10 protein-coding genes are annotated in these 15382 nt (G+C 74.1%); 4 read left to right on the forward strand and 6 right to left on the reverse strand.

The window, feature by feature from the left end; genetic code table 11:
- Positions 1 to 98: 98 nt before the first annotated feature.
- The 3 genes from ABS772_RS10645 to ABS772_RS10655 are packed head-to-tail and all read left to right on the forward strand — an operon-like array spanning position 99 to position 3735.
- Complete coding sequence (locus ABS772_RS10645) at positions 99 to 2285, forward strand: marine proteobacterial sortase target protein (RefSeq protein WP_350394367.1); 2187 nt, start codon at positions 99 to 101, stop codon at positions 2283 to 2285.
- Positions 2282 to 2893 (forward strand): class GN sortase, encoded by a 612-nt coding sequence (locus ABS772_RS10650; protein WP_350394368.1) that lies wholly within the window; start codon positions 2282 to 2284, stop codon positions 2891 to 2893. The genes ABS772_RS10645 and ABS772_RS10650 overlap by 4 nt, the downstream gene beginning before the upstream one ends.
- Positions 2894 to 2943: 50 nt before the next feature.
- Positions 2944 to 3735, forward strand: coding sequence for a helix-turn-helix domain-containing protein (locus ABS772_RS10655; protein ID WP_350394370.1), 792 nt, complete (start codon positions 2944 to 2946; stop codon positions 3733 to 3735).
- A 10-nt stretch (positions 3736 to 3745) separates the two neighbouring features.
- Here ABS772_RS10655 and sugE read toward each other — a convergent pair whose 3' ends face one another.
- From sugE to ABS772_RS10670, 3 genes are all read right to left on the reverse strand, one after another.
- Entirely contained in the window at positions 3746 to 4066 is a 321-nt protein-coding gene (gene sugE, locus ABS772_RS10660) for a quaternary ammonium compound efflux SMR transporter SugE (protein WP_238258687.1), read from the reverse strand.
- Between the two features lie 152 nt (positions 4067 to 4218).
- Positions 4219 to 6420 (reverse strand): penicillin-binding protein 1C, encoded by a 2202-nt coding sequence (pbpC, locus tag ABS772_RS10665; protein ID WP_350394372.1) that lies wholly within the window; start codon positions 6418 to 6420, stop codon positions 4219 to 4221.
- A 1-nt stretch (position 6421) separates the two neighbouring features.
- Positions 6422 to 11728: an alpha-2-macroglobulin family protein gene (locus ABS772_RS10670; RefSeq protein ID WP_350394373.1), complete on the reverse strand. Its 5307-nt coding sequence runs from the start codon at positions 11726 to 11728 to the stop codon at positions 6422 to 6424.
- A gap of 326 nt (positions 11729 to 12054) precedes the next feature.
- On the opposite strand from ABS772_RS10670, the gene ABS772_RS10675 reads away from it, so the two are divergent.
- Positions 12055 to 13566, forward strand: coding sequence for a serine protease (locus ABS772_RS10675; RefSeq protein WP_350394375.1), 1512 nt, complete (start codon positions 12055 to 12057; stop codon positions 13564 to 13566).
- A gap of 19 nt (positions 13567 to 13585) precedes the next feature.
- Here the strand turns inward: ABS772_RS10675 and ABS772_RS10680 are convergent, their stop codons facing one another.
- The 3 genes from ABS772_RS10680 to ABS772_RS10690 form a co-directional block, all read right to left on the reverse strand.
- Positions 13586 to 13738: a DUF3309 family protein gene (locus ABS772_RS10680; RefSeq protein ID WP_012453303.1), complete on the reverse strand. Its 153-nt coding sequence runs from the start codon at positions 13736 to 13738 to the stop codon at positions 13586 to 13588.
- Positions 13739 to 13847: 109 nt separating this feature from the next.
- Positions 13848 to 14894 carry a cysteine synthase A gene (locus tag ABS772_RS10685; RefSeq protein ID WP_350394377.1) on the reverse strand — a complete coding sequence of 349 codons (1047 nt, stop codon included), beginning with the start codon at positions 14892 to 14894 and terminating at the stop codon, positions 13848 to 13850.
- A 67-nt stretch (positions 14895 to 14961) separates the two neighbouring features.
- Entirely contained in the window at positions 14962 to 15192 is a 231-nt protein-coding gene (locus ABS772_RS10690; RefSeq protein WP_350394379.1) for a hypothetical protein, read from the reverse strand.
- Positions 15193 to 15382: the final 190 nt, after the last annotated feature.

The following is a 15382-nucleotide window of genomic DNA, read 5'->3' on the forward strand; positions in this document are numbered from 1 at the left end:
CCGAAGGTTGGCGAAGCGTCCCGTGGCGGCGCGACCCCCGCCGGAGGAGCCTTAGCAGGAACCGGCCGCCCGGCCGGCATCCGCCGATGGAGGCTCCCATGCTCCCGCTTCCCCTGTCCCCGCATCCCCGCTCGCCCCTCTCTCACCCGGCGCCAAGCCTGCCGCGCAACCTGCTGCTCGGCCCGCTGATCGCTCTCCTGCTCGCCCTGGTCGCCGGCATCGCGCCGGCCAAGGCGCAGGAGACGCGTGCGGAAGGCGGCGGCGGCACGCTGCTGCTCCGCTCCGAGGGCGGCGCGCCGGTCGAGGCGCCCCGCCTCAGGGCGGATGCCGCGATCACCGTGAGCGGCCCGACCGCGCGGGCGACGATCACCCAGGCCTTCCGCAACACCACCGCGGAATGGGTCGAGGGCACCTACCTGTTCCCGCTGCCGGAGGATGCGGCGGTCGATACGATGAAGCTCGTGATCGGCGACCGGGTCATCGTCGCCGACATCCGCGAGCGCGAGGCGGCGCGGCGCGTCTACGAGGCGGCCAAGGCCGAGGGCAGGGCCGCCGCGCTCACCGAGCAGCAGCGACCCAACCTGTTCACCAACGCGGTCGCCAATATCGGCCCCGGCGAGACCGTGCTGGTGCAGATCGCGTACCAGCAGCCGGTGCGGCAATCGGGCGGCACCGCCTCCTTGCGCCTGCCGACCGTGGCCGCCCCGCGCTACAGCCCGGCCCCGCCGCTGGTGACCTCCGCCGTGGAGGGCGCCTCCGCCGCCGACCCCGTTCCCGATCGCCAGAAGATCGCGGCGCCGGTGCTCGACCCGGCCCGCCACGCGCCGGTCAACCCGCTGACGCTTCAGATCGACCTCAAGGCCGGCTTCCCGCTGGGCACGGTGCGCAGCGCCACCCACGCGATCCGCGTCGAGGAGGTCTCCGCGAGCGAGCGCCGGATCACGCTCGCCGACGGCGCCACCGCCGCCGACCGCGACTTCGAGCTGACCTGGACCGCCGCACCCGGCGAGGCGCCCGCGGTCGGCCTGTTCCGCGAGCGGGTCGCGGGGGGCGAGGCGGTGCTCGCCGTGGTGACCCCGCCGGAGGCCGCGACCCCGGCCGCGCCGATCCCCCGCGACGTGGTGTTCGTGATCGACAATTCCGGCTCCATGGGCGGCGCCTCGATGCGGCAGGCCAAGGCGAGCCTGCTGATCGGCCTCGACCGGCTGCGCTCGGGCGACCGCTTCAACGTGATCCGCTTCGATCACAGCTACGACGTGCTGTTCCCCGACGTCGTGCCCGCCGACGAGACCCATCTCGACCGGGCCAAGCGCTTCGTCGCCGGCCTGGAGGCGAGCGGCGGCACCGAGATGCTGGCGCCGCTGCGCGCCGCCCTGCGGGACGCGACCCCCGGGGAGACCGGCCGCCTGCGGCAGGTCGTGTTCCTCACCGACGGCGCCATCGGCAACGAGGGACAGATCTTCTCCGCCATCGCGGCGGAGCGCGGGCGCTCGCGGCTGTTCATGGTCGGCATCGGCTCGGCCCCGAACGGCTACCTGATGCGCCATGCCGCCGAACTCGGTCGCGGCAGCGTCACTCAGATCGGCACGCCCGATCAGGTGACCGAGCGGATGCGCGCCCTGCTGGTGAAGCTGGAGAGCCCGGCCGTCACCGGCCTGACCGCGACCTTCTCCGAGCCCGGCGTCGATGCCACGCCCGCCCGCCTGCCCGACCTCTACCGCGGCGAGCCGCTGACCCTCTCGGCCCGCATGACGGAGGCGCGCGGAACGCTCACCCTCACCGGCCGGATCGGCGGACAACCGTGGCAGGCGGTGCTGCCGCTCGACCGGGCGGAGGCCGGCACCGGCATCGGCAAGCTCTGGGCGCGGGCGAAGATCGCCGAGGCCGAGACCGCGCGGCTGACCGGCGGACTCTCGCCCGACGCCGCCGACGCCGCGATCCTGCGGCTCGCCCTCGACCACGGGCTCACCACCCGCCTGACCTCGCTGGTGGCGGTGGACGCCACCCCGCGCCGGCCGGCCGGCGCCCGCCTCGCCAGCACCGACCTGCCCCTCAACCTGCCGGCGGGCTGGGACTTCGCCGCCCTGTTCGGCGACGACGAGGCGCAGCCGCTTCCCCCGCCGCGCCAGCGCCGCGCCGCCGCCCCGGCCGCCCAACTCGCCGCCGCGCAGCCGGTCGCGCTGCCGCAGACCGCGACGGATTTCGAGATCCGCGCCCTGCTCGGCGGCCTGCTGCTGGCGCTCGGCCTCGTCCTCGCCCGCCGCAGCCGCCGGGTCGCGGCGTGAGCGGGAGCGCAGGCACGGGCGCCGCGCCGCGGCGCCCCGGCCGGAGGGGCGTCTTCGCCCTTCCGGCCGCCCTCCTCGTCGTATCCGGGCTGGTGCTGCTCGCCCAGGCCGCCTGGATCCCGGCCAAGGCCGCCCTGGCGCAAATTCTCCTGGAGCGCGCCTTCGCCCGCTCCCTCGCCGAGGGGACGGGCGTGCGGCCCTGGCCCTGGGCTGACACCGTGCCGGTCGCCCGCATCGTCTTCCCGGACTTGCGCGAGAGCTACGTGGCGCTCGCCGGATCGAGCGGGCAGGCGCTCGCCTTCGGGCCGGGCCATGTCGAGGGCACGCCGGAAGCGGGCGAGCCGGGCACCGCGGTCTACGCCGCCCACCGCGACACTCAGTTCCGCAGCCTCGGGCGGCTCGCGGTGGGGGATCCGATCACGGTGGTGCGCCGCGACCGCCGGACCGTCCGCTTCCGCGTCACCGGCCGCCGGGTCGTGCGCTGGGACGCCTCCGGCCTCGATCCGCAGGCGCCGGGCCGCCACCTCGTGCTCGCCACCTGCTGGCCGCTCGACGCCGTGACGCACGGACCGGAGCGATTGCTGGTGGAGGCGGTCGCCGAACCTTGACGGTTCCGGCCTCTGTGCGGTTCTGTGCGGATCCGTCCGGAACCCGCACCATGCCGCCGATCGAGGCCGACCATCCCGAGACCGAGCTGCCCGACGCGCAGAGCCGTCTCATCGCCGAGGCGGTGCGCGAGGCGCTGGCCCGCCGCCGGATGTCGCGGCAGGCCCTAGCGGATGCGGCCCGCATCAGCATCTCGACCCTGGAGAAGGCCCTCTCCGGTCGCCGGCCCTTCACCCTGGCGACCACGTTGCGCCTGGAGGAGGCGCTGGGCCTTCCCCTGAGGGTGCCGGCCGCGGCGCCGCCGGCGGCCATCGCGGACCGGGTGCGGCACGCGCCGGAAGAGTTCGGCTCCTACACCCGCGAGGCGGTGGCCTTCCTCGAAGGACGCTACCTGACGCTGCGCCCCTCCTTTGGGCAGGCGGGGGCGATCTTCGCCTACCGCACCGAGATCGCCTGGGACCCGGAGAGCGCCCGCCTCGTCTTCCGCGAGGCCGAGCGGCTCGACGCGCCGTTCGCCCAGTCCGGCACCGTCTCGGTGCCGAACCAGTCGGGCCAGATCTACCTCGTCACCAACTTCCAGGGGCAGTACCGCCTCGCCGTGCTCGGGCGACCGACGATCCAGGGCGAGATGTTCGGCATCCTCACCACCCTGTTCTCCGGCCGCGGCACGCAGCTCACTCCCGCCGCGACCCCACTCGCCCTGGTGCCGGAGCGCGGCGGGCTGGCCGAGGGCGCGCAGTACGGGCGCATCAGCGCCGGCATGGCCTGCGAGCCGGCCTACCGCCAGATCCTCGCCCGGGTGCGCGAGGACGTGTTCGCGGTGTTTCCGGGCTGCGAAGGCTGAAGGCCCATTCTCAAGCCGTGCTCGACAGCTTCATCAGCACGAGGCCGCTGACGATCAGCACCGCCGCCAGGATGCGGGTGGCGTTCATCGCCTCGCCGAGGAAGGCGATGCCGACGATGAAGGCGCCGACGGCGCCGATGCCGGTCCAGATCGTGTAGGCGGTGCCGAGCGGCAGGCTGCGCATCGCCCAGGCGAGGCAGGCGAAGCTCATTGCCATGGTGACGAGGGTGATCACGCTCGGCCAGAGGCGCGAGAACCCCTCCGACTGCTTCATCGCGAAGGCCCAGACGACCTCGAGCAGACCGGCGACGACGAGAACGATCCAGGCCACGGCAACCTCATGTGGTTCATGAGCCGGGCCGTCCCGGACTTGGACCCCACCGCGAAAAGGCATGGTGGGGGAGGACGTGGCCTCGCGGGGTGCAGTTAAAGCGAAGGGCGGAAGAGTCACGTGTGGCACCGCACGAGTGTGACCTCGGCGCGCTACTCCAGCCGCACCACCACGCTGTCGCTGGCGCCCGCCGCATCCATCACCGAGATGCGCGCGAAACCCGCGCCCTCCGGGCTCCACTCCGATTGCCGCCGCATCGCCTCGGCCACCGGCAGGCCGTCGACCATCCAGGTCAGGGGCGGCTGGCCGCCGAGCGCCTTGAGGGCGAGGCGGGCCTGCGCGCCCTCACTGATGCCGAGATCGACACGGGCGCCATCCGGCGGATAGGCGATCTTGAGCGGCACGCCGAGCGTCGCCGCGAAGGTCTTGGGCGCGTCCCGGCGGATGTGGCGCAGCGGCGGGGGCAGGGCCATGGTCGCGACGACGAGGGCGTCGCGGGGGCGGGGCAGGGCCTCCGGCTCGCCGCCGAACCGGGCGAAGGCGTCGAACAGGATCGGCGCGGCGTGGCTCCGCCCGACGAGGCCAGGCACCGAGGCGCCGTCGGGACGGCCGATCCAGACGGCAATGGTCACGCGGGCGTCGAACCCCACCGCCCAGGCGTCGCGGTAGCCGTAGGAGGTGCCGGTCTTGAAGCTGATTCGGCCGGGCAGGGCGTTCTCCGGCGGCGGGGCGCCGCGCAGGATGTCGGCGACGTACCAGGCCGCGACCGGGTCGGCGACGCTGCGCTCCGGCTCAGGGTTCGCGGGCGGCCCGTCGAGGCGCCGGGCGAGCGCCGGCACGCCGCCGCCGCGGGCAAGTCCCGCGTAGAGCCGGGCGAGGTCGGTCAGCGTGATGCCGAGGCCCCCGAGCGCCACGGGCAGGCCCGGCGCGGTGTCGCGCGGCAGCAGGATCGCCGCGCCCGCCCCCCGCAGCCGGGCGACGAAGCGGGCGGCGCCGACCGCGTCGAGAAGATCGACCGCGGGCAGGTTCAGCGATTGCTGCAGCGCCACCCGCGCCGTGACCGTGCCGCGATACCCCATGTCGAAGTTTTCCGGCGCGTAGCTCGCGGCAAAGCGCGCCGGGCGGTCGTCGAGCAGCGTCTCGGGATGGGCGAGCCCGTTCTCGAAGGCCAGCGCGTAGATGAAGGGCTTCAAAGCCGAACCCGGCGAGCGCACGGCCTGGGTCGCATCGACCGCGCCGGCGCGGGCCGCATCGAGATAGCTGGCGCTGCCGACATGGGCGAGCACCGCGCCGGTGCGGTTGTCGATGGCGAGGATCGCGGCCGAGAGCGCCGGGCCGGCGGCGGCCGCGCGCTCGGCGGCCAGGGCCTCGAGGCTCGCCTGGAGCCGGGCGTCGAGCGTGAGGTGCTGCACCCGGGCTGACTCGTCGGCGGCGTGGGCCTGCTCGGCGGCATGCGCCGCGAGCATCGGGAACGGCTTCCGGAGCGTCGGCACCGGCTCGGCCTTGGCCGCGCGCGCCTCGTCGGCGGTCAGCACGCCGCGCTCCGCGGCGATGTCGAGCACCCGGTCGCGGGCCCGCTTCGCGTTGGCGGCGAAGCGGTCGGGGCGGCGCGCCTCCGGCGCCTGCGGAAGGGCGACGAGGAGCGCGCTCTCGGCGAACGACAGCCGCGCCGGCTCGCGGCCGAAATAGGCGAGGCTCGCCGCCCGCATCCCCTCGACCGGGCCGCCATAGGGGGCGAGCGCGAGGTAGAGGTCGAGCACGCCCGCCTTGCCGAGGCGACGCTCCAGCTCGACCGCGCGGACCATCTGCCGGAGTTTCGCGAGCAGCGAGCGCTCGGCCCGCGGCTCGACGAGGCGGGCCACCTGCATCGACAGGGTCGAGCCGCCCGACACGATTCTTCCGTGCGCGAGCCACTGCCACGCGGCGCGGAGCGTCGCCGCCGGATCGATGCCCGGATGGCTGTCGAAGCGGCGGTCCTCGTAGGCCTTGAGCATGGCGAGGGCGCGCGGGTCGATCGCGTCCGCGGTGACGGGCAGCCGCCAGCGCCCGTCGGCGGTGGCGAAGGGGCGCAGCAACTGGCCCTTCCGGTCGAGGATGACCGTGGAGCGGAGCGCGGCCTGCGTCAGGTCGAGGGGCGGGAGGGTGGCGGCGTAGCGCCAGAGGGCGCCCGCGAGCAGGACCGCGACGGCGAAGGTGGCCGCGAGAAAAACCCTCCCCCCTCTGCGGGGGAGGATGCCTGCGGAGCGGGCGGGAGAGGGGGCGACGCTTCCGGAGAGGTCGCTCCCCTCACCCGACCCGCTTCGCGGGCCACCCTCTCCCGCAGAGGGGCGAGGGGGAGCCGCAGCACGGCTCATCTCACTTCGCCGACATCACCTCGACCGATCCGAACGCGGTGCGTCCGAACCGCTCGGGTCGGTACATGTCCTCGACGCTCGCGCCCGGATGCACGTAGGTGCCCGGCGAGACCACGCGCACGGTGTAGGCCGCGGAGAAGAAGGCGGATTGCTCCGGCGTGCGGTCGTAGGCGGCGACGAACCGGTCGTCGCGGAACTCGGTATGGATCGGCGCCACCTCGGACTTGGCGAAGCTCAGCCCCGAGAGCGCGTCGGCGTCGAGCAGCTTCGGGTTGTCGATCTCCAGCCCCGCGGGCAGGCGGTCGACCAGCAGCAGGCGCCCGGCGCTGGCCTTGGCCTCGGTCACCTTCAGCACCGCGACGAGGCGGTCGTTCTGGCGCAGCGGCTTGGCGAGATCCACCGGGCTGCCGTCGAGCCGGTAGAAGGCGCGCTCGACGGTGAAGCCTTGCGACGCCGCCGGCTCCGGGGCGATCGGGTTGCCCTGGACGCCGACCGCCACCGCCACCGCCTCGCGGCCCTGGTTGACGATCCGCACGGGGTGCGCCTCCAGGGCCGACGCCCGGTAGAGCCGGGAGAGCGGGCCGGTCTCGGTCTTGCCGTCGATCGAGAGGGCGAGACCCTCCGAATCCTTGGCGAGGCTCTGCGCCGCCAGCACCATCCAGGCGTTCTCCTGGGTGCTGGTGGAGCGGCCGTCCCCGCGTTCCTGGCCGAGCACGGCGGCGACCGGCTGCAGCGTCTCGCGGGTGAAGCCGGTCTCAGCCGAGAGCGCCAGCAGGGCGGCGCCGTCGCGCAGGCGCGAGCCGTAATCGGCGCGGTAGGCGCCCTTGTCGCGCTCGGCCTGGAGCGCCTGCAGGGCCGCGTCGAAGCCTTTTTGCGCCCGGCCGCGGTCGCCGAGCAGCGCGAGCGCGGCGGCGAGCTGCCCCCGGCCCAGCGGCGTGGCGAAGTCGGCGAGCTTGGTGTCGGCGAGGTAGCGCAGGTCGCCCATCACCGGCCGGCCGTTGCGGGCGAGCACGTAGGCCGCGTAGGCCAAATCCATGCCGCCGTTCTCGATGGTGGTGGTGTTGGCCACCGTGTTGCGCAGGCGGTCCAGCGCGCTGTTGAAGGCGGTCTGCGGCACGGCAAAGCCCCGCTCGCGGGCGCGGGTGAGGAAGTCGGTGACGTAGGCGGTCAGCCAGATGTCGCCGGCATTCTCCGTGGACCACGCGCCGAAGGCACCGCTCGAATCCTGGCGCGCCAGCACCCGCTCGATCGCCGCGCGCACCCGCTCGTCGAGCCCGCCGTCGAGGCCGAGCTTCTCGCCGGCCGCCAGCGCGTTGACGTAGAGGAGCGGCATCGCCCGGCTGACGACTTGCTCGGAGCAGCCGTAGGGGTAGCGGTCGAGGGATTGCAGCAGGGCGGCGACGTCGATGCCCCCGAGGCGGTTGGCCGCGACGGAGACCGCGCCGGTGCCGGGCAGGATGTCGGCGAGCAGGTCCGGCGTCAGGTCGAGGCCGGCGCCGGGCTCCAGCGGGCGCAGGTTCCGGCGCACCAGCGCGCCGGTGCCGGGATTGATCCCGAGGGCGAAGGACTGGCCGGCGCTGCCCTGGATGCCGGGGCCGGTGAGGCTGACGTCGAGCCGGGCCGTGCCGGGGCCGGCGGCGGTGATCGGGATCACGAGCTGCCCCTTGGCGCCGGCCTCCAGCCGCATCGTGGTGTGCACCGCCTCGCCCGCCACCACGACGGGGCCGGTGAGGTCGAGATCGACCGTGTAGTCGCCGGCCGCGCCCTCGACGTTGTCGAGGGCGACGAAGAAGCGCGAGCGGTCGCCGACATTGAGGAAGCGCGGCAGGGTGCCGGTGAGGACCACGGGGTCGCGCACGATCACGTCGGCCTGGGCTTGGCCCACGCGGCTCTTCGTCCAGGCGGTCGCCATCAGCCGGGCGGTGCCGTTGAAGGCGGGCAGGTCCAGCGGAACTTTTGCTGTTCCGTCGGCGCCGACCGCGACCACGCCCGAGTAGAGCGCGAGCGGCGCCTGCGTCGGCGGCGCGTCGGCGAGTTCGGTCGCGCCGCCATCGCCGCCGGAGCGGATCGCGCCGAGCGTGCCCTGCATGCCGTCGATCAGGTAGCCGTAGAGGTCGCGGATCTCCGGGCCGAGGGCCTTCTGGCCGAAGAAGTAGGCGAACGGGTTCGGCGCCTCGTAGCGGGTCAGGTTGAGGATGCCGACATCGACCGCCGCCAGCGTCACCCGCGCCTCCTCGCCGGGACTGAGCCCGGCGATCTTCACCGGAACGGTGAGGGTGCCGCGGGGGCGCACCTTCTCCGGCGCCTCGATCGACACGGAGAGGCCGCGCTTCTCCTTGTCGACCGAGAACCACGCCACCCCGAGCGCCCGGCCCGGCATGCGCTTGGCGGCCTGATCGAGCGGGCGGTAGGCGGTGGCGACGAGGTAGGCGCCCGCGCCCCATTCCGCCTTGACCGGGATCTCGACGGTGGTGCCGCCCTCCGCCACCGCCACGTCGCGGATCTCGTGCACCCGGTCGCTGACGACGGCGAGCGTCGCCGTGCCGGCGAACTTCGGTGCGAGCCGCGCCCGCAGCCGCTCGCCCGCGGCGTAGGCGCCCTTGTCGAGGGTGAGGTCGAGGAGGTCGGGCACGTCGGCGGTCTCGGAGCCGCCCCAGCCGACGGTGAAGGACACGCTCGCCGCCGCCTGCGGCTGGCCCGGCACGCTCGCCTCCAGGCGGTACTGGCCGAAGCCGACGGGCACGGCGATGCGCGCGGGCGCCTCCGCGCTGGCCGCCACCCGCCCGTCGGCGATGCGGCGGCTCGACTTCACCGGTTCGAAGCTCCAGCGCCCGTCGGCGCGGTACCATTGATAGGTCCGCTCGACCTTCGACAGCGTCCAGGTCACGCCGTCCTGCGCGAGGCGCCGGCCGTCGGGGGCGGCCATGACCACGTCGAAGGTGGCCGTCGCGTTCTCGGCGAGATCGCCGCCAAAATTCTTGCGGATCGCCAGCACGGGCTGGGCCGGCAGGATCGGCAGGGTGACGCTGCGGCTCAGCGCCCGGCCGCCCGGCTCGCCGACGGCGAGGGTGATCTTCGCTTCCAGCGCGCGCGGCGCGGCCACCTCCTGCACCGGCACGGTGACGGTGGTCTTGCCCTGCGCGTCGGTGGTGGCCTTGCCGTCGATCTCCGACGTCGTCGCCTCCACGGCCTCGTCGTCGAGGCCGATGGAAAAGCCGTCCAGGCCCTTGATGCCGGGGGTGGCCGCGGCCTGGACCGCCACCGAGCCCGAGACGTCGAGCCCCGAGCCCGGCGCGCCGTAGAGGTAGCGCGCGGCGACGTCGATGACCGCCGGCTCGCCGCGGGTGAGGCTCGGCGTCTTCGGGGTGAGGCTCACCTCCAGCCGCTCGGGCACGTAATCCTCGACGAGCCAGCTCGCCTCGCCGACCGGCGGCGCCTTCGGATCGGTATAGGCCGCGACCCGCCACGTGCCGTGCATCGCGCCCGACATCAGCGGCAGGGCGAGCGAGCGCCCGCCGAGCCCTTCATCGGCGACGGCCGCGCGGCGATACTCGACGCCGTCGGGCCGCCGCACCACCAAAGTCAGCGGCAGGCCGCTCACCGCCGCGCCCTGCGGGTCGCGCAGGAGGGCCGTGAGCTGCACCGTCTCGCCGGAGCGGTAGACGCCGCGCTCGGGGAAGAGGTAGGCCTCCGCCCCGCCCGGCGCCGGGCGGCCCTTCACGCCGCGGTCGGACAGGTCGAAGGCGCCGAGCGCGAGGTCGAGGAAGCCGTAATCGTCGCCGAGCTGCGCCACGACGAGGCCCGGCGCCAGCCCGCCCTCGCCGCGGGCGAGGCCGGCGGGGAAGGCGGCGTGGCCCTGGCCGTCGGTCTTGGCGACCGCGAGCACGTCGTTGTTGCGGGCGATCAGCCGGATCTCGGCGCCGGAGACCGTCTTGGCACTCGCGAGCGAGCGGGCGAAGACGTGGACGCCGTCGCGGCCCTTGAAGGCGGTGAGGCCAAGGTCGGAGACCACGAACCACTGCGTCGCCTGCGCCTCGTAGCCGCCGTACTCCTCCTCCGACGAATCCGTGGTGCCGGTGGGTTTGGCCAGCATCAGGTAGAGGCCGGGCTCCAGCTTGCCGACCGCCTGCAGCACGGGGAAGGCGGTCACCGCCTCGCGGTTGGTCTCGGCCTTGGCCGTGTCGAGGGTGCCCTTCCAGACGCGCTGGCCCTTCTGGTCGGCGATCGTCTTGGCCGTCGAGCCGTTGAGCTGGCTCAGGAACTCCTCCGAGCGGAGCGCGGGCAGCAGGCCGCGGTCGCCGATGCGCAGCACCTCCACGTCGAGGGTGGGCGCGTTGACCGAGACCAGCGGCACGCCTGCCTGCCCGGTGCGGGGCAGGACGTAGTTGCGGCCGGTGAAGCGCACCTGGGGCGAGCGGTCGCGAACGTAGACCTCGTAATCGGCCGATTTCAGCAGGCTCTCGCCGACGGAGGAGGGCAGGCCCTGGCGCACCACGAAGGCGTAGCGCTCGGAATGCTTGAGGCCGTCGACGCAGACCTGGGAGCCCTCCGCCGTGACGGCGGCGTTGGCCGCGCCCGAGACGGCGACGTAGGGGGCGTAATCGGTCTTCGGAACGAGGCTCTCCGAGAAGGTGAAGCAGACCCGCGGCGCGGCGGCGTCCGAATCGACCTTGTAGTCGAGGATGCGGAAGCCGTGCTCCGCGCGCAGGCTCTCGTAGGTGGCGCGGGTCTGCGCCTCGTCCCGGATCGCGAGGCTCGCCCGGTAGGCCTCCAGCGCCGGCCGCCACTCGGCCTGGGCCGCCTGGATCTCGCCGAGCCGGGCGAGCGCCCGCGCCTCGTCCGCCGGATTCTTGGCGCGCAGGTAGCCCTGGTAGGCGGCGGCGCTCGCGCGGCCCTTCAGCTTGAACCGGGCGGAATAATCGGAGCGCTCCTCGTCGTTGCCCGCTGCGTTCGCGGCGCGGGCGTAGTCGAGCCAGTTGCGAACATCGTTCGGGTCGGCCGCGACGGCGGCGGCGTAGGCGTTCAGCTCGGCATCCGGCTCGGCCCCCTCGCTCCGCGCGGCGACCTCCGCCTCGCGGCGCCATTGCGCGGCCGTCTTTCCGCCCGCGGGCGCCTCGCTCTTCAGCGCGGTCTCGAGCCGGACGCCCGCGCTCGCGAGGTTCTCGCGCAGGAAGGTTTTGGCGACGGGCGCGGTCGCCGACCGCGGCGGTGCAGCCGGGCGCGGCGTCTGGGCCAGGGCGGGGAGGCCGAGCAGCGTCGCGCCGATCAACGCCGCGCCGAGACGCCCGAGACCTTTGCCTTGGGACATGCGCTCGTCTCCTCCGGCCGGTGCGCCCGAACCGGGGGCGCCCGCGGCCGGCAAGCTATCACTTGCCGCGCCGGCCGCAACGCTCGGCTTCGGTCCTTGGCTGGCTCCGTGATCCGGCCGGCTTCTCGGATGCCGATCACCTCGTCCATACCCCCCGTCATTACGGGGCGCCGAAGGCGAACCCGGAATGACGGGGGTGAGGAGCCGGAAAAGTTCTGTCGGAGCGTCAGCCCGAATTCGAAGCCCCGGCTCGGCCGCGCCGCGGCTTGTGAGAGCCACCGTTCCGCTGGCATCATCGCGGCCGCTCATCGAATCGGGCGGGGGTGATGGCGGCACAGACACGAATCGTTCGCAGCGTGCCGGCTCTGCTGGCCGCCTGCCTCGCGACGGGGGCGCTGGCCCAGATGCCGGCTCCGCACAATCCCGCCCCTCCGCCGCCGGCGGCCCGGCCGAAGCCCGCCGTGCCGGCCCCGCCCGCGCCCGACCCCGCCTTCGAGGCGGCCCGGGCAGCCTTCGAGGCGCTGCCCGAGGCGGAGCGGCGGGGCCTGCAGGACGCCCTCGTCTGGACCGGCGATTACAACGGTGTGACCACCGGCGCCTTCGGCAAGCGCAGCTTCGAGGGCATCCAGACCTACCAGACCCGCACCGGCGCCGCCCCCACCGGCCTGCTCTCGCCGCCGGAGCGCGCGGCGCTCAAGCGCGAGGCGGAGGAGGCCCGCCGGGCGGCGCGCTTCAAGGTCCAGCCCGATGCGGCGAGCGGCGTCGTGATCGGCGTGCCGGAGGCGCTGCTGCCGAAGAAGAGCGCGATCCCCGGCGGCACCCGCTGGCAGAGCGCCGACGGGCGGGTGACCCTCGACACCAAGTCGTTTCCGCAAGGGGAGACCAGCCTCGACGCGCTGTTCGAGCGGGCCGCCGCCGCGATGCCCGGCCGCAAGGTGACCTACAAGCTGAGGAAGCCGGACTTCGTCGTCGTCACCGCCGAGACCGCGGGTGGGCGCTCCTATATCCGCTACGCCGAGGGTCCGGCGGGCATCCGCGGCTTCACCCTCGGCTACGACAGGGCGCTGGCCGACACGGTCGATCGTCTCGTCATCGCGGTGGCCAACACCTTCACACCGTTTCCCGAGGAGATGCCGGCCGCCGCCGCCGCACCGGCGACGGCCGCCGGTTCGGCCCCGCGCCCGCCCGCGTCCGGACCCGGAATGGCGGTCGCGCCCGCGCTGTCCCCTGCGCTGCCCGGCGCGCCGGCCGAGGCGCGCCCCGCCGCGACCGGCCTGCTCCTCGGCGGCGGGCGGGTGCTGACGGCGGTTTCGGCCCTCGAAGCCTGCCCCGCGCCCCGCATCGGCGGCGCGACGGCCCGGATCGAGCGGCGCGACGCGTCGGGCAGCCTCGCGCTGCTCGCCGCCGAGGGGCTCGCGGGCGGCACGCCGCCGCCGCTGCGCACCGATCCGGCGGCCGAGGGCGAGGCCCTGCTCGTGCTCGGTGCCCAGGCCAAGGGCCGTCCGAGCGTCGCTCCCGCCAGCGCCGCGGCCGAGGGCGTCTACGCTCCGCTCCAGCCCGGCGCGGGCGGCGCGCCGGTGCTCGACCGGTCGGGCCGGCTTGTCGGGCTCGTCGCCCGGTTTCCCGCCGCGCCCCGCCTGATCGCCGGGGTGATGCCGCCGACGCGCTACGCCGTCGTGCCGGGGAAGGCCGTGGCGGCCTTCCTGGGCGAGAGCGGCGTGTCCGCCGGGGCGGGCACGGGGTCCGCGAAAGGCACCGCGAACGGCACCGCGGCCACGCTGGGCGAGGCGGCGGCGCCCGTTCTCGGCGCGGTCGTCGCGATCACCTGCGCGCGGTGAGGCGCGACGGCGCCGGGCCTCAGATCCGGCCGGTCGCGAGCAGGACGATCAGAATGATGAGCAGGATGCCGCCGAGGCCGAAGCCGGGGCCGCGGAAGCGCCCGCCGCCGTAGAAGTTGCCGCCGCCGAACAGCAGCAGGATCAGCAGGATGAGCAGAATGGTGGTGAGCATCGTCGGGCCGTCTCCGGATTGCTCAAACACCGTCGCCTGAGCACTCACAGCAACGCTTCCGCCCGCGATTTCGTTGCCGGCTCGGTGTGATCCTGCGGTGTCCCGCGGCTCACGCCCTCCAGTCGGGCAGGGGTTCGGTGGACGGGCCGAGCCAGTCCGGAATCGGCAGGCCGCGCTCGCCGAGGAAGGCGGGGTTGAACAGCTTCGAGGCGTAGCGCGCGGCGCCGTCGCAGAGGATCGTCACGATGGTGTGGCCCGGCCCGAGTTCCCGGGCGAGCCGGATCGCGCCCGCGACGTTGATGCCGGACGATCCGCCGAGCGACAGGCCCTCCTCGCGCATCAGGCCGAAGATGATGCCGAGCGCTTCCGCGTCCGGGATCCGGAACGAGAGATCGGGCCGGAAGCCTTCGAGATTTCGCGTCACCCGACCCTGGCCGATGCCCTCCGTGATCGAGGAGCCCTCGGCCTTGAGCGTGCCGGTGGTGTAGTGGGCGTGGAGCGCCGACCCCTCGGGATCGGACAGGGCGATCGTCACCCCCGGTTTCGCCGCCCGCAGCGCCTCGGCCACGCCCGCGAGCGTGCCGCCGGTGCCGGCCGCGCAGACGAAGCCGTCGACCGCGCCGCCGGTCTGCGCGAAGATCTCGGGGCCGGTCGCCTCGACATGGGCGCGGCGGTTGGCGACGTTGTCGAACTGGTCGGCGAAGAAGGCGCCGGCCGGCTCCGTCTCGGCCAGCCGCTCGGCGAGGCGGCGGGCGGCGTGGACGTAGTTGTTGGGGTTGGCGAAGGGGACGGCGGGCACCTCGACGAGCCGGGCGCCGGCCAAGCGCAGCGTCTCCTTCTTCTCCGCCGACTGCGTCTCGGGGATCACGATGACGGTGCGGTAGCCGCGGACGGACGCCACCAGCGCGAGCCCGATTCCCGTATTGCCCGCCGTGCCCTCGACGATGGTGCCGCCGGGCCGGATCAGGCCGCGCGCCTCGGCGTCCTGCACGATCGAGAGCGCCGCCCGGTCCTTCACCGACAGGCCGGGATTCAGGAACTCCGCCTTGCCGAGGATCGTGCAGCCGGTCTCCTCGGACGCGCGGCGCAGCCGGATCAGGGGCGTGCCGCCGATGGCGGCGAGCACGTCGGGGGACACGGCGGAGGACCTGGACATGCGGGACGGCAACCTTCCTGAGCGCCCGCGACGGGCGGCAGATCAGGCAGGCTTAATCAACCGATTTTCAGGAATCCAGGTAGCCCGCTTCCCGCAGGGCATCGGCGACCGCCGTAAAGAAGGGATCGTCCGCCGCCTCATCCTCCGGCGACGGGCTTCCTCCCTCGGCGAGGGGCGCGCCGTCCTCGGGGGAAAAATCCGAAAAAGCCCGCGACGCCGGGCTTCCGACCGATGCGGCGGAGGCACCGAGCCCGAACAGGCCGGCGGCAGTGAGGAGGGACTCACTCAGAGAGATCATGGCCGGATCCTGTCTCGAAACGGGACGTCGCGAGCCTAGTCCGTTAACCAAATCTTGGCAATATTGCGGGGGAGAGACGGAAAACAGCCTATCGGTTTTCGGCGGCCCGGCGATTGTGGCCGCGTCGCAGCGGTGAAGGCCGCCGCGGTTCAGGGCGGGTTCACGCGGGAGGGCCAAGGAAGCGGGCACG

The sequence above is a fragment of the Methylorubrum podarium genome (assembly GCF_040270385.1).
In the GTDB taxonomy this organism is placed as follows: Bacteria; Pseudomonadota; Alphaproteobacteria; order Rhizobiales; family Beijerinckiaceae; genus Methylobacterium; species Methylobacterium podarium.

What these genes read in the sequence shown, in the direction of transcription:
- ABS772_RS10645 (WP_350394367.1), top strand. Translation starts at nt 99, where the DNA reads ATGCTCCCGCTTCCCCTGTCCCCGCATCCCCGCTCGCCCCTCTCTCAC.
- ABS772_RS10655 (WP_350394370.1), top strand. Translation starts at nt 2,944, where the DNA reads ATGCCGCCGATCGAGGCCGACCATCCCGAGACCGAGCTGCCCGACGCG.
- pbpC (WP_350394372.1), bottom strand. Translation starts at nt 6,420, where the DNA reads ATGAGCCGTGCTGCGGCTCCCCCTCGCCCCTCTGCGGGAGAGGGTGGC.
- ABS772_RS10670 (WP_350394373.1), bottom strand. Translation starts at nt 11,728, where the DNA reads ATGTCCCAAGGCAAAGGTCTCGGGCGTCTCGGCGCGGCGTTGATCGGC.
- ABS772_RS10675 (WP_350394375.1), top strand. Translation starts at nt 12,055, where the DNA reads ATGGCGGCACAGACACGAATCGTTCGCAGCGTGCCGGCTCTGCTGGCC.
- ABS772_RS10680 (WP_012453303.1), bottom strand. Translation starts at nt 13,738, where the DNA reads ATGCTCACCACCATTCTGCTCATCCTGCTGATCCTGCTGCTGTTCGGC.
- ABS772_RS10685 (WP_350394377.1), bottom strand. Translation starts at nt 14,894, where the DNA reads ATGTCCAGGTCCTCCGCCGTGTCCCCCGACGTGCTCGCCGCCATCGGC.
- ABS772_RS10690 (WP_350394379.1), bottom strand. Translation starts at nt 15,192, where the DNA reads ATGATCTCTCTGAGTGAGTCCCTCCTCACTGCCGCCGGCCTGTTCGGG.